The organism is Brevundimonas sp. ABV4_179 (assembly GCF_056311945.1).
This window is the reverse complement of record NZ_CM149976.1, coordinates 719990-741149: the sequence shown is the minus strand read 5'-3', so window position 1 is coordinate 741149 and position 21160 is coordinate 719990. Positions and strand designations below refer to the sequence as shown.

General features: G+C 67.6%; 18 protein-coding genes and 1 pseudogene. 7 read left to right on the top strand and 12 right to left on the bottom strand.

Going from position 1 to position 21160, the window contains the following annotated elements:
• Positions 1 to 31 precede the first annotated feature (31 nt).
• Positions 32 to 700: a helix-turn-helix domain-containing protein gene (locus ACYX4P_RS03555; RefSeq protein ID WP_312572738.1), complete on the top strand. Its 669-nt coding sequence runs from the start codon at positions 32 to 34 to the stop codon at positions 698 to 700.
• On the opposite strand, the gene glmS is transcribed toward ACYX4P_RS03555, so the two are convergent.
• Positions 661 to 2475, bottom strand: a complete 1815-nt coding sequence (gene glmS / locus ACYX4P_RS03550) for a glutamine--fructose-6-phosphate transaminase (isomerizing) (RefSeq protein WP_476070193.1) — start codon at positions 2473 to 2475, stop codon at positions 661 to 663. The genes ACYX4P_RS03555 and glmS overlap by 40 nt on opposite strands.
• A gap of 159 nt (positions 2476 to 2634) precedes the next feature.
• Here glmS and glmM point away from each other — a divergent pair, with 159 nt between their 5' ends.
• The 3 genes from glmM to ACYX4P_RS03535 all read left to right on the top strand — a co-directional run bounded on the left by glmM (position 2635) and on the right by ACYX4P_RS03535 (position 6337).
• Positions 2635 to 3984, top strand: a complete 1350-nt coding sequence (glmM, locus tag ACYX4P_RS03545) for a phosphoglucosamine mutase (RefSeq protein ID WP_476070192.1) — start codon at positions 2635 to 2637, stop codon at positions 3982 to 3984.
• A gap of 86 nt (positions 3985 to 4070) precedes the next feature.
• Complete coding sequence (locus tag ACYX4P_RS03540) at positions 4071 to 5006, top strand: HEPN domain-containing protein (protein ID WP_312572310.1); 936 nt, start codon at positions 4071 to 4073, stop codon at positions 5004 to 5006.
• A gap of 578 nt (positions 5007 to 5584) precedes the next feature.
• Positions 5585 to 6337: an RNA polymerase sigma factor gene (locus ACYX4P_RS03535; protein ID WP_312572311.1), complete on the top strand. Its 753-nt coding sequence runs from the start codon at positions 5585 to 5587 to the stop codon at positions 6335 to 6337.
• Between the two features lie 106 nt (positions 6338 to 6443).
• Here the strand turns inward: ACYX4P_RS03535 and ACYX4P_RS03530 are convergent, their stop codons facing one another.
• The gene (locus ACYX4P_RS03530) at positions 6444 to 8147 is read right to left on the bottom strand and encodes a DUF3363 domain-containing protein (RefSeq protein ID WP_312572313.1); all 1704 of its coding nucleotides are present in this window, start codon (positions 8145 to 8147) and stop codon (positions 6444 to 6446) included.
• Between the two features lie 447 nt (positions 8148 to 8594).
• Between ACYX4P_RS03530 and ACYX4P_RS03525 the strand changes: the two are divergent.
• Positions 8595 to 8841: pseudogene (locus tag ACYX4P_RS03525) on the top strand (phosphoglucosamine mutase); the annotation flags it as partial.
• Here the strand turns inward: ACYX4P_RS03525 and ACYX4P_RS03520 are convergent.
• Positions 8838 to 9299: a hypothetical protein gene (locus ACYX4P_RS03520; protein WP_312572315.1), complete on the bottom strand. Its 462-nt coding sequence runs from the start codon at positions 9297 to 9299 to the stop codon at positions 8838 to 8840. The pseudogene ACYX4P_RS03525 and the gene ACYX4P_RS03520 sit on opposite strands and share 4 nt — an antisense overlap.
• 64 nt (positions 9300 to 9363) lie before the next feature.
• Positions 9364 to 10089 carry a ribonuclease PH gene (gene rph / locus ACYX4P_RS03515; protein ID WP_312572316.1) on the bottom strand — a complete coding sequence of 242 codons (726 nt, stop codon included), beginning with the start codon at positions 10087 to 10089 and terminating at the stop codon, positions 9364 to 9366.
• 66 nt (positions 10090 to 10155) lie between these two features.
• Between rph and hrcA the strand changes: the two genes are divergently transcribed.
• Both hrcA and grpE read left to right on the top strand, forming a co-directional pair.
• On the top strand, positions 10156 to 11250 hold the full coding sequence (hrcA, locus tag ACYX4P_RS03510; protein WP_312572322.1) for a heat-inducible transcriptional repressor HrcA: 1095 nt from the start codon (positions 10156 to 10158) through the stop codon (positions 11248 to 11250).
• A 32-nt stretch (positions 11251 to 11282) separates the two neighbouring features.
• Entirely contained in the window at positions 11283 to 11882 is a 600-nt protein-coding gene (gene grpE / locus ACYX4P_RS03505; protein WP_409514510.1) for a nucleotide exchange factor GrpE, read from the top strand.
• Between the two features lie 24 nt (positions 11883 to 11906).
• Here the strand turns inward: grpE and ACYX4P_RS03500 are convergent, their stop codons facing one another.
• The 8 genes from ACYX4P_RS03500 to ACYX4P_RS03465 form a co-directional block, all read right to left on the bottom strand.
• Positions 11907 to 12413 (bottom strand): hypothetical protein, encoded by a 507-nt coding sequence (locus ACYX4P_RS03500; RefSeq protein WP_248119466.1) that lies wholly within the window; start codon positions 12411 to 12413, stop codon positions 11907 to 11909.
• A 60-nt stretch (positions 12414 to 12473) separates the two neighbouring features.
• Entirely contained in the window at positions 12474 to 13988 is a 1515-nt protein-coding gene (locus ACYX4P_RS03495; protein ID WP_248119467.1) for a S8 family peptidase, read from the bottom strand.
• 228 nt (positions 13989 to 14216) lie between these two features.
• Complete coding sequence (locus ACYX4P_RS03490) at positions 14217 to 15116, bottom strand: dienelactone hydrolase family protein (RefSeq protein WP_248119468.1); 900 nt, start codon at positions 15114 to 15116, stop codon at positions 14217 to 14219.
• A gap of 134 nt (positions 15117 to 15250) precedes the next feature.
• Entirely contained in the window at positions 15251 to 16855 is a 1605-nt protein-coding gene (gene purH, locus ACYX4P_RS03485) for a bifunctional phosphoribosylaminoimidazolecarboxamide formyltransferase/IMP cyclohydrolase (RefSeq protein WP_248119469.1), read from the bottom strand.
• 80 nt (positions 16856 to 16935) lie between these two features.
• On the bottom strand, positions 16936 to 17214 hold the full coding sequence (locus ACYX4P_RS03480) for a hypothetical protein (protein WP_248119470.1): 279 nt from the start codon (positions 17212 to 17214) through the stop codon (positions 16936 to 16938).
• Between the two features lie 44 nt (positions 17215 to 17258).
• The gene (locus ACYX4P_RS03475) at positions 17259 to 19076 is read right to left on the bottom strand and encodes a heparinase II/III family protein (protein ID WP_476070191.1); all 1818 of its coding nucleotides are present in this window, start codon (positions 19074 to 19076) and stop codon (positions 17259 to 17261) included.
• Positions 19073 to 19738 carry a ribulose-phosphate 3-epimerase gene (rpe, locus tag ACYX4P_RS03470; RefSeq protein WP_292044954.1) on the bottom strand — a complete coding sequence of 222 codons (666 nt, stop codon included), beginning with the start codon at positions 19736 to 19738 and terminating at the stop codon, positions 19073 to 19075. The genes ACYX4P_RS03475 and rpe overlap by 4 nt, the downstream gene beginning before the upstream one ends.
• Positions 19739 to 19785: 47 nt before the next feature.
• Complete coding sequence (locus ACYX4P_RS03465) at positions 19786 to 21123, bottom strand: RsmB/NOP family class I SAM-dependent RNA methyltransferase (RefSeq protein WP_476070190.1); 1338 nt, start codon at positions 21121 to 21123, stop codon at positions 19786 to 19788.
• Between the last annotated feature and the right edge of the window lie 37 nt (positions 21124 to 21160).

Genomic DNA, 21160 nt, shown 5'->3' with positions numbered 1-21160 from the left:
CGGGCGGGTCGAGCGGCGCTTAAGAGGCCGCATGCCTCAATCGACCCTTGCGCCCACTTTGTTGTCGCTGCTGGCGGTTCAGGGCGTGGATGCGGGCGATGCGATCCCGGCTCAGGCCGGCCAACGCACCGTCGCCGGGCGAAACGGCGAACGGCTCGTCACCTTGATCCTCGATGGGATTTTGGCGCGGTTGGGCGCAGACCTGCGACTGTGTCGGGGTTTGGCCGGCGTCGGCGACCTGATCAACCTCGACGCCGCGACGGAAGAGGCGGAGGACGAGACCGCCCTGTGGCTGACGCCAGGCCGGTTCGTGTCCGTGCCGGCGGCCGTGCTGATCCGGCATATCGATCCCGACGTTCTGACCGCGACAGCCCTCGCCGATCTGCGCGCCCGCAACGCCGCGCTGCAGACGCAACTGACCCTCCATGCGACGCTGAAGGTCGCTCAGCGGCTGGCCGCCCTGCTGCTCGACGTCACGACGCAAGGCGGTGTCGATCAGGTGTCCCTGCGCCAAAGCGATCTGGCGGGCCTGATGGCCGTCCGCCGCGCCAGCATTTCGGTCGCCTCGACGGAGTTGTGCGTCGCCGGCGCGATCCGACTGCGGCGCGGCGCGATCCAGATCATCGACCCTGACGCCCTACGCCGACTGGCGGGAGAACCTCACTCGACGGTGACGGACTTGGCCAGGTTGCGGGGCTGATCGACGTCGGTGCCCTTCTGAACGGCGGTGTAATAGGCCAGCAGTTGCACCGGCACCGCATAGACCAGCGGCGCGATCAGCGGGTGGCAGTCGGGGGCGTCGATGCGGCTGATGCCGGCGCCGTGCGGATCGGGAGCGTTGACCGGCGCGATCATGATGACCGGGCCGCCCCGCGCGGCGACTTCCTGCAGGTTCGAGGCGGTCTTTTCGAACACGTCGTCCAGCGGGGCCAGGGCGATGGTCGGGGTCGCCTCGTCGATCAGGGCGATGGGGCCGTGCTTCAGTTCGCCGGCGGCATAGCCTTCGGCGTGGATATAGCTGATCTCCTTAAGCTTCAGCGCGCCTTCCATGGCCAAGGGGAACATGGCGCCCCGCCCCAGGAACAGCACGTCGTCGGCCTTGGACAGGTCCTGAACCACGGCCCGGATGCTGTCGCCCATGGTCAGGGCTTCGGCGATCAGGCGCGGGCTCTCGAACAGGGCCTTGACCAGTTCGGCCTCCTGCTCTGCGTCGATCCGGCCGCGCGCCACGCCCGCCGCGACGGCGAGGGCCAGCAGGGCGGCGACCTGGGCGGTGAAGGCCTTGGTCGAGGCCACGCCGATCTCGGGTCCGGCGTGGGTGGGCCACAGCACCGCCGCCTCGCGCGCCATGGACGAGGAATGGACGTTCACCACGGCGGCGGTCTGCAACCCTTGCGCCTTGCACCAGGTCAGGCTGGCCAGGGTGTCGGCCGTCTCGCCCGACTGGCTGACGGCGACCGCCACGGTGCGGGGCGACACGGCGGGCGAGCGGTAGCGGAACTCCGATGCGATCTCGACGTCGCAGGGCAGGCCTGCCAGCTTCTCGAACGCATAGCGGCCGATCTGACCAGCGTAGGAGGCGGTGCCGCAGGCCACGATCTGTATGCGGTCGACGGCGGCGAAATCCACGCCCTGAGGCTTGGCCTTGCCGCTCACCAAATCCAGATATTCCGACAGGGTGTGCTGGACGCTGTCGGGCTGCTCATGGATTTCCTTTTCCATGAAGTGGCGATACTCGCCCTTCTCGACCAGGGCCGAGGAGGCCGAGACCTGAACCACCGCCCGCTCGACCGGCTGGCCCGTCATGTCGAACATCTGGGCGCCGCGATGGGTCACGGCGACATAGTCGCCCTCTTCCAGATAGGAGATCTTCTGGGTGAAGGGGCCGACCGCCAGGGCGTCGGAGCCCAGATACATCTCGTCTTCGCCCCAACCGACGACCAGCGGGCTGCCGCGCCGGGCGCCCAGAATGAGGTCGTTCTCGCCGTCGATCAGAACCGCCAGCGCATAGGCGCCGGTCAGCCGGTCCAGCGTGGCCTTGAACGCCTCCAGCGGGGGCCGGCCGGTTTGCAGTTCGGCGTCCAGCAGGTGGGCGATGACCTCGGTGTCGGTCTGGCTCTCGAAGACGTGCCCCTCGGCGGCCAGTTCGGCCTTCAACTCGGCGAAGTTCTCGATGATGCCGTTGTGGACCAGCGTCACCAGACCGGCCTTGTGCGGGTGGGCGTTGGCGGTCGTGGGCGCGCCGTGCGTGGCCCAACGGGTATGGCCGATGCCGACCGTGGCCTTCATCGGATCCTCGGCCAGCACGGCCTCCAGATTGCGGATCTTGCCCTGGGCGCGGCGGCGCTCGACATGGCCGTCGACCACGGCGGCGACGCCGGCGGAGTCATAGCCCCGGTATTCCAGCCGCTTCAGACTGTCGATTAGACGGGGAACGACGGGACCGTTTCCCGTGACGCCGATGATGCCGCACATACGAACGCTCCGCCAAGGGAAGAAAAAGGCCGCTTTGCACTGGCGGCGAACTGGGATTAAGCCGTGGGTCTTGCCCCTTGGGCCGTCTAGGCAATCCCAAAGCCGGCCGCACTAAACAAGGGGTTTCGGATCGTTACCCGATACGTGAAGGACCATGCCTTGGGCGACAGAAAATACTTCGGCACCGACGGGATTCGTGGGCGGGCCAACACCTATCCGATGACGGCCGAAGTCGCCCTGCGCGTCGGCCTGGCCGCCGGCAAGCTGTTCCGCACCGGCGACGACCGGCGCCATCTGGTGGTGATCGGCAAGGACACCCGCCTGTCGGGCTATACGATCGAGCCGGCCCTGGTCGCCGGATTCGCCTCGGTCGGCATGGACGTGCGCACCTTCGGGCCGGTGCCGACGCCGGGCGTGGCCATGCTCACCCGCTCGATGCGCGCCGATCTGGGCGTGATGATCTCGGCCTCGCACAACGACTATGCCGACAACGGCATCAAGCTGTTCGGGCCGGACGGCTATAAGCTGTCCGACGAGATCGAGCTGAAGATCGAGGCCATGATGGACCAGGGCCTGGACCAGGGTCTGGCGCCGTCCAACAAACTGGGCCGCGTCAAGCGGATCGACGACGCTCAGGCCCGCTATATCGAGATCGCCAAACAGGCCTTTCCCAAACGGCTCAGCCTGAAGGGGCTGCGGATCGCCGTCGATTGCGCCAATGGCGCGGGCTACAAGGTCGCGCCCACCACCCTGTTCGAACTGGGCGCCGAGGTCTTCTCCGTGGGCGTGGAGCCTAACGGAACCAACATCAACGCCGAATGCGGCTCGACCCACCCCGAGACCCTGTCGGCGGCGGTCAAACGCTACCGCGCCGACATCGGCATCGCCCTGGACGGCGACGCCGACCGGCTGATCGTCTGCGACGAAAAGGGACAGGTGGTGGACGGCGACCAGATCATGGCCCTGGTCGGCCTGGACTGGGCCAGGCGCGGCATTCTGACCGGCGGCGGGATCGTCGCCACCGTCATGTCGAACCTGGGGCTAGAGCGCCGGCTGAAATCCAAGGGCCTGACGCTCGAGCGGACCAAGGTCGGCGACCGCTACGTCATGGAGCGGATGCGAGAGGGCGGTTTCAACATCGGCGGCGAACAGTCGGGCCACATCATCCTGCACGACCACGCCACGACGGGCGACGGCCTGATGGCGGCGCTGCAGGTGCTGGCCGTCCTGGTCGAATCCGCCAAGCCGATGAGCGAACTCGCCCGCCAATTCGACCCCGTGCCGCAACTGCTGGAAAACGTCCGCTTCACCGCCGACAAGCCGCTCGAGACCGATAAGGTCAAGGCCGCCATCGCCGAGGCCGAAGCGGCGTTGAACGGTCAGGGACGGCTGCTGGTGCGTCCCTCGGGCACCGAAAAACTGATCCGCGTTATGGCCGAGGGCGACGATGAGGCGCTGGTGAGACGCGTGGTGTCTGAAGTCGCCGCAGCTGTGAAGACAGCAGGCTGAGACCCGCAATACAATATACGCACCTGTGTGGGGTGTGTGTGCAACTTCACGGTTCACAGCGGCTGCGTTTTCGATAGAATCACTCAATGCGATCCGATCTGGAACATTTGCCGGAGCGTCAGCAGCGTGAACTTCAACGCATTCGCGACATCCTGCTTGCCGGATTTGAGGCGGCTAGGACAAGCGGTGGCGGTGCCAACTCAGGTTGGCGACGCGGCGGCCAGATCCTCAAGATCATCCTGTTCGGATCGTACGCCCGGGCGGATTGGGTCGATGAGCCTGAGAACGGCTACCTCTCGGACTTCGACCTCCTGATCGTGGTGAACCACGAGAAGCTAACAAACATCGCTGACTACTGGTGGAATTCTGAGGATGAGATCCTTCGTGACCCGGCCATCGGTCGCACCGTCAATCTGATCGTCCATGATCTTCAAGACGTGGACGATGCCCTGCGGCGGGGAGAGTACTTCTGGACCGATATCGTCCGCGACGGCATCGCTCTGTACGAGACTCCCGGCCATCCATTCATGACACCGCAACCAATGACAGCGGCCGACGCCGTAGTGATTGCTGAGCGCGAGATGAATCGTTGGCTGAAAGCCGTCGAGCGTTTCCTGAAGCTTGCGAACATCGCGTCTGCTGAAAGCGCAGACGATCCAGACTGGCGGAAGAATGCGGCCTTCAACCTCCACCAAGCGGTCGAAGCGGCATACGCCTGCGTCCTCCTCGTCCACACCTTCTATTTCCCGCGCTCGCACAACATCAAGTTCCTCCGCTCGCTGGCCGAAGACGTAAACACCAGCCTAGTCGAGGCCTGGCCGCGTGAAAGCCGCTTCGATCGTCGCCGGTTCGAACTGCTGAAACGCGCCTATGTCGAGGCGCGCTACAGCGATCAGTATGATGCCTCGGCCGAGGATTTGGACTGGCTAATGGCTAGGGCGAGGCACCTGCGTGATCGCGTCACAGAAACAAGTCGGGCGCGCGTCGAGGACCTTCGGGTGAAAGCGGCAAGCTCAAATTAGGTCGCAGCCTTGGAAGCCAGAGATGCAATTGCGGAAGTCGAATACGAAGACCGTCTTCTAAACCGAAAGGAAGCGTCACGTGAACTCGCCGCCCTGGGCATCCAACTCGCGCCGTCGACTTTAGCAAAAATGCTTTGCCTTGGTTTGGATGGTCCGCCTTACATCCACATTCGTAAGCGACCTTATTATCCCAGGCTTCAACTGCGAGATTGGGCCAGGCTTCAGGTCAGCGAGGTGCGTTACTCATCGCGAGAGCTTCGCACCCCCCAGAAGGGCAGGGCCTAGATGGACAGCGCGGCGCTGACTGTACGCCCTTTGAAGGGTGTATATAAGCTTGGCAAGCGAGGGCCACGGAAGCCTGCGTATCTCGTTGGGTCAAGGCCTGGGGCATATTGCATCGCCGCCCGCCCCTGCCGACTGCAACTTGAACAGAAGCCTCCCAGAAGGGATCGCAAGTTGTCGTTTATGGGTTCGTCCGGATAAGCTATCATCCAGATGCCCGGGCGGCCCCCACGCATGTCCAGGCTTCGGCTAAAGGCGGCGGCGCGTGGCTCAACCATGTTCTCAACGCCCGGCGCATGACCAAGACGCAAGCGAAGGTCGAGCAGGTATCGCGCCACACTTGCCAACGGCGAGTGAATGATTCATCCTGGAGATGCGTCGCAGAGCGGCGTCGAGGCGTGAGAACCTCGGTTGAGAACAATCCGCAGCCTGCGCTTGTACGTCCATGGGGGCTGCAGCGCGCCGCGTCCTTTGCGCTTGCCTCGACCTTGGCTCGAATCCGTCAATTCAGACGGGCGGTCTCGCTGGTCGGAGGCGAACTCGTGACGTCTGGTGGTCGACAGTCAAAAGCCGTGCCGGCGCTTTCTACCGGGAGCGACGCCGAGACCCTGTTTGCTACCCACGGCGCATGGTTGCTCGGCTCGTTGCGACATCGGTATGGCACCGACCTCGCCGAAGACCTCCTTCAGGACACCTATTCTAATATCCTGCGACAGAAGCGTCCTGTCGAAATCCGTAAACCAAAGGCCTTTCTGCTCCAGGTCGCCCGCAATCTGTTCTTGAGCCGTTACCGCCGCGATCGCCGGCGAGAAGAACTGGACGCATGGCAGTCACTCCCCGCCAACCAAGCCGCGGCACAGGATGCATCCCTGCTCCTCAAGGAAATTGTGCTGGGCCTTCCGAAACCGCTTCGCGACGTCTTCTTGCTCAGCCGTTTCGGCGGCATGACCAACCAGGAAATCGCCAATCATCTCGGCATCCGGCTGAAAACAGTCGAATGGCGGATGACCAAGGCTCTTGCCCAATGTGCGGCACAGCTGCGGGATTGAGGCGGGAGATCGAGGTTCCCCCCGCCGTGCACTTGGACTTCGCGAGCGCGTCCCGAAGCTGACGATAGGAACTCAACCTGGGCCCCACGGATCCCGAGTAAGTAGGCTAAAGCTCCAGTCCCAAACCCCGGCCCCGCTCTCCGAATCGAAACTCCACACGCCCCGCCTGCAGAACCGCGGTGAGACCTTGGCCACGGCAGGCCTCCAAACCGGCGCGCCACGGCGCTAGCGTTACGACAGAGCGGCTTTCGACCGCCGCATAGGTTCGAGCGCCCATGTGAACTCTATCGTTGTAGACGCCTGAGAAGGGCTGTCCCTCCACGGCCTTTACGACCAACTTCTCGTCCTTCCCAAGCCTCTTGAACTGCGCCTCGATCTCCATTTTCCAGAGGGCAAGCATGTCCTTATCGATCAGCTTTGAGCCATCGCCGATCCCCCACCCCTTGCGAGCCTCCGCCCGTTCCTGTCCTAACCTTCTGGCTTCATCCGCCATAGACCCCAAGCCGGGATCAGGCTCGAGGCCGCCGGCGACCCGGTCCAGCCAAGTGACGCCCTGCGCTTCGGTCTGGAGGTGTAGAGGCCTGACGTCGAGCACGCGGACTTCCACATCGGCAGGACCATGTCGCGCCTGATCCGCTGCCAACGCCCGCGAGACGTAGTCGGGTGGAATGGCGAACCGGCCGTCGCCCCGAGGCTCGACCGCGCCTTCGCGGCGCATGGCTTCGAGCCGTCGAAGATGGCGCTCGATGAAAACAGGCCGATCTTCGGGCCGGACCACGAGATGATCAGCCTTAGAGTAAACGCCATTCCTCAGTTGCGCGATCTGAGCGATGGTCCGGTCTGAAGCCCTCGCCCTCCACGGCCTTCCCCGCAGTTCGATAAGGGCCCGCTCGGGTACGCGATCCAGGATCATAACGCGATCCAATGACGCCAGCCGGACATGCCCCAGACGACCATCCATGGTCTTAAGCACGAGCAACTGGGCCGCCTTCTTGAGCCACTTGAGCGGCTGAACGCCGGCGTAAGCGCCAACGATCACCTCGCCTTCCGAGAGGCTCAGCGGTTCAAGGCGATGCGTCTGCCCGCCCCAGAAGCCGCCCCATATGGCGCGCGTTGCGGCGGCTTCACGCGCCTCCTGTTCGCCGACACTTCGCAGGATATGGCGCAGATTTTCGGGAAGAGTCCAACGGCCTTGGCTGTCTTGGGTAGCCCATCCGCGACGCTCAAGATGGACCAGGCGGCGCTGTGCGTTGGCGCGTTCTCCGCTGTCCAGACCCTCGAGGTTGATCCATCCGTCGTCATGCCGTCGCAGAAGCGTGTCGTCCATCGCAGTCAGCCGGTCCGCCGTCAGATCGCGGGAGGAAGCCGTCCGGTCGGACCTCGGGCCCAGGATCTCGGTTGCCAGGGCTTCGCACCGGCCGCGCAGCCCATGCGCCGCATAACCGCGGTTGAAGACAAGGTCGCGCCCATCGTCCCGCACACCGCGTAGGATGATGTGGAGATGGGGACGTCCGGTGTCGAAGTGCGCAACGGCAAGCCATTCGAGCGGCGTGCCGGTGTCGATCTCAATCTGCTTCATCATCCGCCGTGCGAACGACCTGACGTCCGCGAGCTCTTGTCCATCCTCCGGATTCACGACAATCCGATAATGACGGCGGTCGTCGGCCCACCGATCGACCTGCGCCCTAGCGTCAGGCCGGTCCTCCAGCGGCCCGAAGAAAGCGGCTCTCGCCCCGTCCTCGCCCGCGCCCTCCCGTCCGAAATACCGCATGCAGGCTTTCAACGACGCGCGCGCGTTCGGCGTCTTCATAACAACCTTGACCCTGACGAAGACACGTCGTGACGGCCCGGCGCCCCGGAAGGCCGGCCGGACCCGCTTGGCGACCGTCCTGGCGGCAAAGTGTCGTGTCCGCGCTCTGGAGGGCATCGACGCTGTCGCGCGTCCGAGGAGGAGACCAGTCCCGTGGGGATAGTGATCTCGGTGCGCCGTCATTGACGGACGGAATGGGAAATCGTCTGAATCGTGAGGCTTGGCCATGGGGAACCGTCGTCATCGACCGGCTTGTCCGCAAACCGCCCACCGGTCGCCGAGCAGGTTTGCGAATAAAATCGCGCCTGTCCCGTTTTGAGTTGTTCCGTCCGATTGACGGCGTTTGATCAGCTTTGATCCGGGTGCATCACGATCCATCGTGTCCGCGGAAAGGACCTGAGTGCTTCTGATAACCGCCCATTACATCCTCTTCGCCGCCGCACGTCAGCCCGCCAGTACGAGCCCGTGCCCCAAAAGCGGGAGAACATGCGCTTCACCGCCGACAAGCCGCTGGAGACTGACACGGTCAAGGCCGCCATCGCCGATGGCCGAAGCGGCCCTGAGCGGTCAGGGACGTCTCCTGGTGCGTCCCTCGGGCACGGAAAAGGTGATCCGCGTCATGGCCGAGGGCGACGACGAGGCGCTGGTCAAGCGGGTGGTGGCCGATGTGGCGGGCGCGGTGCCCTCAGCCTAAGGCTTGCACGCCGCCGGCGGGTCGCCGTCGCGTGCCCACAGTTTGCAGGACCGGTCGATCTCCCCCTGGATCAGATCGCAGGGGTTGGCGGCGTTGCAGGGCGGGCGGGTCGCCGGGCTGACCTGGATGCAGCGCTCGACCAGCCGGGTCGAGGCGGCGGCGCCGATGGCGTCGCGGCAAGGGACCTCGCTGATCGGCACCGGCTGAGCGGGCATGTCTGGACCCTCGGGAATGCTGGCCTCAGGGTCCTCGGCCGGTTTGGCGGCTTCCTTCTCCGCAGCCGCCGGCTTGGCGGGCGGGGCAGGCGGCGGGGCGTCGGGCGCCAGTGGAACCGCGTCGATGACGTTGCTGCTTGCCGCAGTGTCTCCGGACCCAGGCTGATCGGCTGGATCAGCGCGCTGACATCCGGCCATCAACACAACGCAGGCGGCCATCGAAAGCCAGGGGGATCGACGCATCGACTTGTCTCCGGTCAGGACTGACCGGACGAGGATGCCCGTCCGCGCCCCGAGGTGAAACCCCCTATTGCTTCACCGCCGCCAAGGCCGCCTTCTGCAGGGCGAACAGTTCGGTGCAGCCGATCTCGGCCAGCGAGAAGAGCCGGTCGAATTCGGCGCGCGAGAAGCCGCGCTTCTCGCCCGTGGCCTGGACCTCGACGATCTGGCCCGAGCCGGTCAGGACAAAGTTCGAATCCGCCTCGGCCTCGGAATCCTCTTCGTAATCCAGGTCCAGCACCGGCACGCCGTCGCAGACGCCGCACGACACGGCCGCCACCTGATCCGTGATCGGGTCGGCCTTCAACACGCCCTCGTCGCGCAGATAGTTCAGGGCCAGACTCATGGCGACCCAGGCGCCGGTGATCGACGCCGTGCGGGTGCCGCCGTCGGCCTGGATGACGTCGCAGTCGATCAACACCTGGCGTTCGCCCAAGGCCTTGAGGTCCACCACGGCGCGCAGGGAGCGGCCGATCAATCGCTGAATCTCTTGCGTGCGGCCCGACTGTTTGCCGGCGGCGGCTTCACGACGCCCGCGCGTGTGGGTGGCGCGGGGCAGCATGCCGTATTCGGCCGTCACCCATCCCTGACCCGAGTTGCGCATCCAGCCCGGCACCTTGTCCTCGATCGAGGCGGTCACCAGCACCTTGGTGTTGCCGAAGCTGATCAGGCAAGAGCCCTCGGCATAGCGGTTGACGCCGGTCTCGATGGTCACGGGACGCAGTTGATCGTCGGTGCGTTGCGAATGGCGCATGGGAGGGATCCTTGGAAGTCTGACCTTGGAAGCTGTGGCGGCGGTGCTTATCCTGAAACCGTGAGCCTGTATGCCCCGAAAAACCCGCCGTTCGACGCCGGCCAGTCCCTCGCAGGACTGGCGGGGCTAGATGCGCGGGCGCGCGACATCTTCCGTCGCATCGTGGAAAGCTATCTGGAGACCGGCGAGCCGGTCGGGTCTCGGACCCTGTCGCTGGGCGGCATCGCCCTATCGCCTGCCTCGATCCGCAACACCATGCAGGATCTGACCCTCGCGGGCCTGCTGGCGGCGCCCCACACCTCGGCCGGGCGCATCCCGACCCATGCAGGCCTTCGCCTGTTCGTCGACGGCCTGCTGGAAGTCGGCGACCTGACCAAGGAAGAGCGTCGCGAGATCGACGGGCGGCTCTCCGGGCGCGGCCGGAACTTCGAGTCCGCCCTGGACGAGGCCTCGAACCTGCTGTCCGGCCTAGCCGGCGGCGCCGGCGTTGTCTCCAGCCCGGTGCGTGATTCCGGCGTCAAACATGTCGAGTTCGTCGCCCTGGGCGGCGATCAGGCCCTGGCCGTCATCGTCGCTGACGACGGCACGGTCGAAAACCGCATCATGACCCTGTCGGCCGGCGTCACGCCTTCGACCTTGGTCGAGGCCTCCAACTTCTTGAACGCCCGCCTGCGCGGCCGCCCCTTCGCCGACGCCAAGCGCGAGATGACCCAGGAGTTGGAAATCGCACGGCGTGAGCTGGACCAGACGGCCGCCCGTCTGGTCGAGGACGGGTTCGCTGCGTGGTCCGGCGGCCAGGATCGCGAGCGGGCCCTGATCGTGCGGGGTCGCGCCAACCTGCTTCAGGACCGGGAAGGCTTGGCCGATCTGGAGCGGGTCCGCGTCCTTTTCGATGATCTGGAGCAGAAGGAACAGCTGATCGGCCTGCTGGACGGCGTCGATGCGGCCCAAGGCGTGCGCATTTTCATCGGCGCCGAGACACGGTTGTTTTCACTTTCGGGTTCCGCCGTGATCGCGGCGCCCTATATGAGCGGCCGACAGCGGGTCCTGGGCGCCATCGGCGTCATCGGCCCCGCGCGACTGAACTACGCCCGTGTCATCCCGTTGGTGGACTATACCGCCCGGGTGCTGGGCCGGATGCTGGACGGGAACGAGACGTGAGCGACAAGCCCCTAAACGACGACATCAACGCTCTGGACGCCGAGGCGGCCGAGGCCAACGCCGAACACGGGCTAGACGCCCATCCGGCGGACGACCTGGCCCCGCTGGACGCCGTGATCGCCGAACGCGACGAATGGAAAGACCGCGCCCTGCGCGTCGCCGCCGATATGGAGAATCTGAAGCGTCGCGCGGAAACGCAGCAGAACGACGCCCGCGCCTTCGCCATTCAGCGCTTCGCCAAGGACCTTTTGGGCGTGTCCGACAATCTGGAACGCGCCCTGACGGCCGCACCCAAGGACGCCGAAGGCGCCACCGCCGGTCTGGTCACGGGGCTGGAGCTGACCCAGAAGGCCTTGCTGCAGGCGTTCGAAGCCAACGGCCTGAAGCGCGTGGCGCCGGGACCGGGCGAGGCCTTCAATCCGCATCTGCACCAGGCCATGATGGAACAGCCGTCGGACGCCGTGCCCGGCGGCACGGTGATCCAGACCATGCAGTCCGGCTTCGAACTGTTCGGTCGCACCGTGCGCCCCGCCATGGTGATTGTCGCCGCCAAGGGATCTGGCGGCCAAGGCCCCAACCCTTACGGCGCCGCACACGCGGCGGACGGCCAGACCTTCGACGGCAAGGCCTGATCCAGGCGCGACAGGCGGCGTCGGTCAGAACCGGCGCCGCCATCCTCCGATCAGGGCGAACTCCGGCGCGGCGTCGGCGACGTGGCGCGGCTCGCGGCTGGCGACAGCCTGAAGCGTCACGCTGGAGCCGCCCCACAGATAGCGTTCCCCGCCTAAGATGAAGTCGATCTGGCGGCCGCTGGGCGCCGCCGAGAAGCTGCGTCGCGAATAGGTCAGCGGATCGAAATAATCCGCCGGCACATCGGCGAGATAGGCCGAGAAGCGGCCGTTTTCGATCCTGAGCGGTTGGGCCAGGGTGAAGCTGATCCGGTCGCACAGGGCCGAACAGCCGGTCAGCAGCCCCAACCGCCAGTTCGAACTGATCGCCGCCCGGTCCATCGACAGGAACCGCCCCTCGATCCGGGTCGAGCCAAGCCCGGCCTCTCCGATCAGGCGCAGGCCCGACGTCAGGGTCCAGTCGCCGCCTAGCGCATAGAAGGCCGTGCGCGACGGCAGGGCGAAGTCCGATCCGCCTGGCAGGAAGGCGCCCAAGGGCCCTAACCGTTCGTCCAGGGCGCCGACGCTGAACGACAGGCCGCCATCCGCGCCACGCTAGCCGACGGAGACCCGATTATAGGTCGAGGCGTCCTGCTCGACCCGGCGCAACGGCATTCGTCGATCCCCGCCTCCGCTTTCGGCGGAAAAGGTCAGCGACCCGAACCGCATCGCCCCGCGCATGGCGTGGTCGGCCTGGGCCAGGGCGGCGAAGCCGTCGCCCGCCGTCCCGCCAAATGGCGAAACCGCCCCGCCCCGGCCCTGCCAGGCGGAGAAGTTCAGACGCCCGGTTTCCAGGTTCAGCATCGCCTCCTGCCGCACCTCGTCGCCCATCCACGGCGCGTTATAGAGGTCGTGGCGGGGGGCGACGAGCTCGGGCGCGGGGGCGGGCTGGGCCGCGATCAGGTTCAACCGGCCGCCGCCCGGCAAGGCCAGGCCGATGGTCGCCGTCTGGCTTTGTTCGAACGGCGCCGGCTGATAGGAGCGGCTGGGCGCCGTGGGATAGGCCCCGCCAAGCTGGACGGCGAACATCCGGTCATAGGCGTCGAACACCACGGTGTTCAGCGCATCTTGTCGGCTGAAGGCGTCGCCGAACGCGCCGCCGATGAAGCTGCCGGGTTCGGTGGATGTGTTGACGGCCCCGCCGTTCGCCATGGGGGTTGAGGTCGTTCCCACCGGTCGGAAGGCGCCGGCGAGATCCAGCAGGCCGCGCCCATAGACGATGTCGGTTCCCGGATCGCCGGCGTCCCGCGCCGTATCGAACAGGATGGCCAGCGCCTGACGCGCCGTTAGGTTGGGAAAGGCCTGCATCAGCAGGGCCAGAGCGCCCGACACGTGGGGGGCCGAAAACGACGTCCCATTGATCCGCCAGCACGACGAGCCGTCGCATCCCGTTATGACATCCTCGCCCGGCGCCGAAAGATAAGCGGTCGCGGTGTCCCCGGCGCGGTTGGAGAAGCTGGACATCACATCAGCGGCGTTGTGAGAACCCACCGCGACGACCGCGCCCGCGAAACGGGGATCGACCGCGTATCGCGCCGGCCAGCCGGGGTTGGATTCGGCCTCATTGCCCGACGAGGCCACGATCACGGCCCCCGAGTTGACGGCCCGCAACAGGGCCGCCTCGAAGGTCGAGCCGAGCCGCCCGTCGCCGCCCAACGACATGTTGATGATCTTGACGCGCTGGGAGACCGCATAGTCCAGCGCCTTCGCCAGATCGGAACTGGTGAAGCAGAAGTCCTCGTCCAAATCCTGGCAATCCGAAATATCGGCGCGGATCGACAGGATCGTCGACTGGTAGGCCACCCCGATCGTGCCCATGCCGTTGAAGTTCGAAGCGATCACCCCCGCAACCAGGGTGCCGTGCCGGTCCTCGCCTCGCGGCGTATTGCGCATGCCGACGATGTCGGCCGACAGCGAGGAGATACGCTCCTGCAAATCGGGCTGTTCATGCTGAATGCCCGTGTCCACCACCGCGACGGTGATCCCTGCGCCCGTGGCGCCGGCCTGCCAGGCCGCCTGGGCCCTGACATTGGCCAGACTGTAGCTGCGGAGATATTCGCTGGATGACACCGATGGCGGCGGTGGAGGAGGCGGGGGCGGTGGGGGTGGCGGAGGAGGTGGCGGGGTGATCGTGCCCCCGCCTCCGCTCCCTCCGCCGCCACCACCGCCGCCGCCGCAGGCGGCCAGCGGCAGGACCATCAGGCCCACGCTCAAGATCATCGCCGCTCCGCGTCGCAATCCGACCATCGCACGCCGCTCCCCAAGGCCGCCCTCCGCAGCCCGTCGTTCACTAACGCCCTAATTCTTTAACGCCTTATCGAAGATCGCCAGCAGTTTGGACCAGCCGTCGCGCGCGTCCGCCTCGGCGTAGCTGGCGCGATAGTCGGCGTGGAAGCCGTGAGGCGCGTCGGGATAGACCACGATCCGGCTGCCTGTCTCGCCGGCGCGCGCCAGGGCTTGGCGCATCCGCTCCACGCTGTCCAAGGGGATGCCCTGATCCTGACCGCCATAAAGGCCCAGCACCGGCGCCTTCAGGTCGTCGGCCAGATCAACCGGCCACGGCTGGCCCGCCGAGACCTGGGCCGGGGTCGCGTCCGGCGCAGGCGCCAGCCGTCCGTACCAGGCCACGCCCGCGCCGATGGCGCTGAACCGGGCCGCCGCCTGCCACACCACCTTGCCGCCCCAGCAGAAGCCGGTGACGCCCACCTTGCCGTCCCTGGCCCAGCCCTGGCGGCTGGCCCATTCCAGCGTCTCCGACAGGTCGCCCATCACCTGCTCGTAACCGGCCGCCCCCACGATCTGCATGATCCGCTGCATGTCCGACAGCGGCGCCGGATCCTCGACCCGGTTGAAGAAGGCGGGCGCGATGGCGGCGTAGCCCTGCTTGGCCAGCCGGCGGCAGATGTCGCGGATGTAGTCGTGAACGCCGAAGATCTCCGACACCACAACGACCACCGGGAACGGCCCGTCGCCTTGCGGCCGCGCGACATAGGCGGGCAGATCGAATCCGTCCGGCGCGCCATAGGTCACGGTTTCGGTGGTCAGGCCCGCCGCATCGGTCGTGATCGGCTTGGCCTCCCTGGCTAGGGCCGCCACAGCGTAGCCGGAGAACAGCAAGCCCCCCAGCGCCCCAAGGCTTCGTCGGCTGAGCTTCAGATCGTCGACGGTCTGGCCCTCGGGACGGATCAGGGTGGTCATCGCACGCTCCGGAAAGGGGGAGCGGTCAGAGCATCACGCCCCTTCGTCGGCGTCCAGTCACGAACGCGAGGCTGCCGGTCGTGCGAAGAAGGGCGCTCAAGCCGCGAGCGACAGCGCCCTTTCCCGCCCAGAAGTCAGTGCCTGAAGACCCGCACGCCGGTGAAGGCCATGGCAACGCCCTTTTCGTCGGCGGCGGCGATCACCTCGGCGTCACGCATCGAGCCGCCCGGCTGGATCACCGCCGTGGCGCCCGCCGCGACCGCTTCCAGCAGGCCGTCGGCGAACGGGAAGAAGGCTTCGGACGCGCAGGCCGAGCCTTCGGCCAGCGAATGGGCCAGCCCCTTGGCCTCGCCCGCTTCCTTGGCGCGAATGGCGGCGATACGCGCGCTGTCGCGACGGTTCATCTGGCCGGCGCCGATGCCCGCCGTCTGGCCGTCCTTGGCGTAGACGATGGCGTTGGACTTGACGTGTTTGGCCACGGTGAAGGCGAACAGCATGTCCTGAATCTCGGTCGGCGTCGGCTGGCGGCGCGTGACGATCTTCAGGTCCGACGGCTTGATCAGGCTGCGGTCGCGCGACTGGACCAGGAAGCCCCCGGCGACCGAGCGGAACACCTCGCCCGGGCCGTGCGGGTCGGGCAGGCCGTCGGTGATCAGAAGGCGCAGGTTCTTCTTGGCCGCGAAGACGGCCTTGGCCGCGTCGTCGGCGCCGGGGGCGATGACGACCTCGGTGAAGACGCTCGTTATGGCCTCAGCATCTGCGCCGTTCAGCGGGCGGTTGACCGCGATCACCCCGCCAAAGGCCGAAACCGCATCGCATTCCAGCGCACGGGCGTAGGCCTCGGACAGGTCCTTGCCGACCGCCACGCCGCAGGGGTTGGCGTGTTTGACGATAACGACCGCGGGCTGTTCGAACTCGGCGACCAGTTCATAGGCGGCGTCGGCGTCGGCGATGTTGTTGTAGCCCAGCTCCTTGCCCTGCACCTGTTCGGCGTAGGCCACGCCCGGACGGCGCTCGCCCGTGCGATAGAAGGCGCCGGTCTGGTGCGGGTTCTCGCCATAGCGCAGCGTTTGGGCCAGCGAACCGGCGATGGACTTGCGGGCCGGGGCGGCGTCCTCGATCTGACCGGCGAACCAGCCGGAGACGGCGGCGTCATAGGCGGCGGTGCGGGCGAAGGCGCGCGCGGCCAGACGTTTGCGCAGGGCCAGGTCGGTCGAGCCCTCGACCTTCAGCGCCTCCAGGATCAGGGCGATGCTTTCGCCGTCCACCGCCACCGCGACATGGCCGTGGTTCTTGGAGCCCGAGCGGATCATGGCCGGGCCGCCGATGTCGATGTTCTCGATCGCCGCCTCGAAGCCGCCGCCCTGTTCCACCGTCTTCTCGAACGGATAGAGGTCGATCCAGACGATATCGATGGCGCCGATGCCGTGGGTCGTCATGGCCTCGGCGTGGGTCGGGGCGTTTCTAACGCCCAGCAGGCCGCCGTGAACGACGGGGTGCAGAGTCTTGACCCGGCCGTCCATCATCTCGGGGAAGCCGGTCAGATCGGCCACGTCCTTGACCGGCAGGCCCAGCTTCTCGATGGCGGCCTTGGTGCCGCCGGTCGAGACCAGTTCGACGCCCAGATCGTGCAGGGCGCGGGCCGCATCCTCCAGCCCGGCCTTGTCGGACAGGGAGATCAGGGCGCGTTGCGGCTTCACCTGATCGGGCGCGGGCGGAAAGTCGGGAGCGGCGGGCATGGGGCGGCGTCCGTGGAAGGCTGGGGAGGATGGCGCGCCCTCTAGCACCGCTGGCCCCATGCGTCATCCAGGACCTCACATCAGAACGGATCGACGACTTCGGGCCGCTTGGGATTGTGCAGATAGTTCAGTCTTCCGTCGGCCCCGAAGTTGGCTCCGATCACATAGCGGGTGATAGCCAAGCCTCGCAGCCGCTGATACTCCCATCGAACGACCCTCAGACCGTCCGGCCGCAGATAGTCGAAACTCGGCTCGCCGAGGGCGGCGATGGCTTCCGCGGGCGTCGTCTGGCCAATGACGAACTTCTCGCTGCGGTCGCGGTCGAAAACCTGACCACGTGTGGCGCAAGACGAGATCATTATCGACGCCGCCAAAAGCACGCCGATCCTGATCCCGGCGCGTGTCACGCCGGATCGCCGCTCGCGCCGGCGGGACTCAGTTTCCAGCGGATCTTGGTTTCGCTGTCGGTGCGAGCCGAGCCACGCACCACGATCTGCAGGCTGCGTCGCGTCAGTCCGGCGTCGATGTGGACGCTGGGTTCGATGGCCACGTCGGGGCCGTCGGTCCTGAACCACCAGCCCCGGCCCGAGGCGCCGCGCAGCAGGATCGAGCGGCGGTCGCGCGCCAGCGAGGCCTGCACCCCCGGCTCCAGATGGAAGCGGATGGCGTAGGGGGCCGCGATCTGGCGCACCATCTCCTTGCGGCCCGGCGTCGGGAACAGCCGCTCCTCGGCGCGCAGTTCGTCGAGCCGCTGGTCCAGATAAAGCCGACGCTGATGATTGAGGCCGAACAGCTCGGTCCAACCGTCGTGCTCCATCTCCAGCCAGACGGCGCCGTCGCCTTCGCGACGGTCGGCCGTGACGTGGATCGGCGGGCCGACAAGCCGGGGACCCAACAGGTCGCCCTTCCATCCGCCCAGCGGCTCGTTCAACGACCGCTCGCCCAGGGTCAGGGTCGAATGGGCCGGGGTCAGGCGCAGGGCCTGGCGGTCGGTGGCGGCCGGGGTCCAGCCCGAGCCGGTGAACAACCGATCTCTGCCGCAGGCGATCTCCAGCGCCAAAGGTTGGGCGCAGGCCGCTGCGCCCCAGGCGCCATGCGCCGGCGCAGCCGTGTCGGCGACCACCGTCAACAGCGGGCTGGCGATGCGTGTCAGGCCGGCGACCTTTCCGACGGACAGGGCCTCGGCATCCTCGTCATGGGCGCGAGCGGCGGCGACCCGTTCGGCGTTGGAGGCGCCCCCGCCCTGGAAGCTGGCCAGCCGGCCGTCGGGCAGGGTCAGGACGCGCAATCCCTTAGTCAGGCGGGCGATGGCGGCGGAAACGCCTTCGGGCGTCGGCTCGGACAACTGCGACAAGGCGTCGTCCAGCGTCAGCAGGTCCAGCAACAGCTCCAGCCCGGCCTCGGGGCTGCGCGAGGCATGGCCGCCGTCGTCCTGAACCGTTGTCCTCAGCGCGCCGTCCAAAGCCCCTAGGGCGCGACGCCGCAAGCCTTGCCCGGCGGGTCCGGCCAGCACGCAGCCGCCGATGGCCGCCGCGGTCAGCCGCTCGGCCCGACTGGCCAGTCCGCCGGGCGGACGCAGCAGTTGTCGCGTCTGGCGCGCCAGGCTGTCGGCCAGGGCCAGGCGTTCCGTCTCGGTCGCGACCGCCCCCATCCGCCGCGCCGCACAGGCCAGATTGACCACCCGGCGGGCCAGGATCTCCGGCCCCCAGGCGAAGGGCGACCAGCGCGCGAAGGCCTCGGCCCAGGCCAATGTCAGGCGCAACGCCTCGCGCGCGCCGCGATCGCCCTGGGCCATCAGCGCCGGCAGCCAGGCGAAGGCGTGCAGTTCGACCGCGAAAGGCCGCGACGGGCTGGGCCGGTTCCACGGATCGGCCGACCCTTCAACCTCCATGGCGGCGCCCGCCAGCATGAAACGCCCGGCCAGCACGTTGCGGCCCGGCGCGGGGTCGTGCGGGCGGAAGTCGCGCGGCGTGGCGGCGAAGGCGCTGACCTTGCGCCCCTTCAGCGTCAGCCCATAGCCCGGCAGGCCGTAAAGCTCGATCCAAAGCTGGCGCGTCGCCAACCGCCCGACGATGGCGGGCCACAGTCCGGGGCCGGCCGTGGTGTCGCCGGACCGCACGGGCGTCCTGACGGGCGCGCCGGGCAGGCCAGGAATTTGGCCCGAGGCCACGTCCAGACCGGCGTCCTGGCCGCGCGGGGCGAAGGGACCGAGCGGGCTCATGCGCGGTCCGGGGCGGCCTTCAGGGCGGCGATATTGGCCGCATAATCGCCCTTGAACACGAAGGAGCCGGCGACCAGGGCGTCGGCCCCGGCGGCGACGCAGGCCCCGGCGTTGGCCGAGGTGACGCCCCCGTCCACCTGCAGATGCGCCGCCGATCCGGCGCGGTCCAGAATGGCGCGCGCGCCGGCGATCTTGCGCAGCGAACTGTCGATGAACTTCTGACCGCCGAAGCCCGGATTGACCGACATGATCAGCACCAGATCGACCAGATCGACCACCTCTTCCAGGATCGACAGCGGCGTCGCCGGATTGAACACGACGCCGGCCTTGGCGCCCAACTGACGAATGCGACCCAGGGTGCGGTGCAGATGCGGCCCACTCTCAGGATGGACGGTCAGGACGTCGGCGCCCGCCTCACGGAACGCCTCCAGCCACGGATCGACCGGCGCGACCATCAGATGCACGTCGAACGGCAGGGTCGTATGCGGCCGGATCGCCTTCACGATGTCCGGCCCCAAGGTGATGTTGGGCACGAAATGCCCGTCCATCACATCCACATGGACCCAGTCGGCGCCCGCCGCCTCCAGCGCACGGACTTCTTCGCCCAGCCGCGAAAAGTCGCTGGCGAGGATCGACGGACAGATCAGAGGGGTAACGGCCATGGCCCTCGGGATAGGACGGGTTGCGGGCGGGAGCAAGGCGTCGCCGCTCAGGAAACCCGTTCCAGCCTAGCGGCGAAGAAGCCGTCCAGGCCGCCTTTTTCGGCCCACATGGAGGGCAGGATGCGCAGCCAGCCTTCGGGGGTCAGGGCCTCGGGCGGGGCGCCGAGGGCGGCGGGGTCGGCGGCGGCGGTGCGGAAGGCGGGGTTGCGGCGCAGGAAGGCGATGATCTGGGTCTCGCCCTCCTCGCGCTCCAGCGAGCAGGTGCAATAGACCAGACGGCCGCCCGGCCTGACCCGTTCGGCGGCGGCGTCGAGCAGACGGTGCTGGACATCGGCCAGTTTGGCGATCTCGGCCGGGCGGGTGGCGCGCAGAACCTCGGGATTGCGACGGAAGGTGCCGGTGGCGGTGCAGGGGGCGTCCAGAAGGACGGCGTCGAAGGTGCGGGCGTCCTCCCAGTCCTCGGCGGGGACGGCGACGACCTCGGCGGTCAGGCCGGTGCGCTCAAGGTTCTGCGTCAGCCGCTTCAAGCGCGAGGCCGAACGGTCGAGCGCCACGACCGAAGCGCCGGCTGCGGCCAGTTGCAGGGTCTTGCCGCCCGGCGCGGCGCACATATCCAAAGCGGTCTCGCCCGCCTTCACGTCCAGCAGGCGGGCGGGCGCCGCGGCGGCGGCGTCCTGGACCCACCAGTCGCCGTCCTCGAAGCCGGGCCAGGTCGCCACGTCGCCGCGACGGCCGGTGCGAACCGTGCCCCCGGACAAGGCTTCCCCCTCTACGGTGGCGGCGACAGCGGCGGGATCGACGCCGGGCTTCAGGCTGAGGTCGGTCGCAGGCTCCTCGCGAGCGGCCAGCGCCAGCCCGACCAGCGCCGCCTCGCCATAGGCCGCCTTCCAGCGCGCCGCGATCCAGTCGGGCAGATTGCTCTCGGCGGTCGTCAGGCCGGGACCGTCGCGGCCCACGCCGCGCAGCACCGCATTGACCAGATTCTTGTAGGGTCGGGTCTTTGGATCGCGTTCGGCCAGTTTCACGGCCGTCGAGACGGCGGCGAAGGCGGGGGTCTCCAGCACCAGGGTCTGGGCCAGGGCGATGCGCATCAGGGTGCGGACGGCCTCGGGCGGCGACTTCTGCAGGCGGCGATCCAGAATCTGGTCGATCTCGCCCAGGCGGCGCAGGGCGGCCATGGCCACCGCGCGGGCGAAGGCGCGGTCCACCGGCGCCAGGGCGCGGGCGGGCGGTTGGGACAGGGCCTCGTCCAGGCCGTTGCGCTTCTCCAGGGCGGCGTTCAGCAACAGGCCGGCGACCACGCGGGCCTCGACGCCGATGTCGTCCTGAGACGGCGCGGCGGCGTCCGCCGTCGGGGCGTTGCGCGGCTTGCCCTTTGTCGCCATGCGACGTCCGCGCGCCTCGGAGCTTTGGCCCGGCCGG

Bases quoted from the DNA above. Each gene is read 5' to 3' on its own strand.
- rph (WP_312572316.1), bottom strand. From the start codon at position 10,089: ATGCGCCATTCGCAACGCACCGACGATCAACTGCGTCCCGTGACCATC.
- ACYX4P_RS03520 (WP_312572315.1), bottom strand. From the start codon at position 9,299: ATGCGTCGATCCCCCTGGCTTTCGATGGCCGCCTGCGTTGTGTTGATG.
- glmS (WP_476070193.1), bottom strand. From the start codon at position 2,475: ATGTGCGGCATCATCGGCGTCACGGGAAACGGTCCCGTCGTTCCCCGT.
- rpe (WP_292044954.1), bottom strand. From the start codon at position 19,738: ATGGCCGTTACCCCTCTGATCTGTCCGTCGATCCTCGCCAGCGACTTT.
- ACYX4P_RS03490 (WP_248119468.1), bottom strand. From the start codon at position 15,116: ATGACCACCCTGATCCGTCCCGAGGGCCAGACCGTCGACGATCTGAAG.
- purH (WP_248119469.1), bottom strand. From the start codon at position 16,855: ATGCCCGCCGCTCCCGACTTTCCGCCCGCGCCCGATCAGGTGAAGCCG.
- ACYX4P_RS03555 (WP_312572738.1), top strand. From the start codon at position 32: ATGCCTCAATCGACCCTTGCGCCCACTTTGTTGTCGCTGCTGGCGGTT.
- ACYX4P_RS03540 (WP_312572310.1), top strand. From the start codon at position 4,071: ATGCGATCCGATCTGGAACATTTGCCGGAGCGTCAGCAGCGTGAACTT.
- ACYX4P_RS03475 (WP_476070191.1), bottom strand. From the start codon at position 19,076: ATGAGCCCGCTCGGTCCCTTCGCCCCGCGCGGCCAGGACGCCGGTCTG.
- ACYX4P_RS03480 (WP_248119470.1), bottom strand. From the start codon at position 17,214: ATGATCTCGTCTTGCGCCACACGTGGTCAGGTTTTCGACCGCGACCGC.
- ACYX4P_RS03465 (WP_476070190.1), bottom strand. From the start codon at position 21,123: ATGGCGACAAAGGGCAAGCCGCGCAACGCCCCGACGGCGGACGCCGCC.
- ACYX4P_RS03530 (WP_312572313.1), bottom strand. From the start codon at position 8,147: ATGAAGACGCCGAACGCGCGCGCGTCGTTGAAAGCCTGCATGCGGTAT.
- ACYX4P_RS03535 (WP_312572311.1), top strand. From the start codon at position 5,585: ATGACCAAGACGCAAGCGAAGGTCGAGCAGGTATCGCGCCACACTTGC.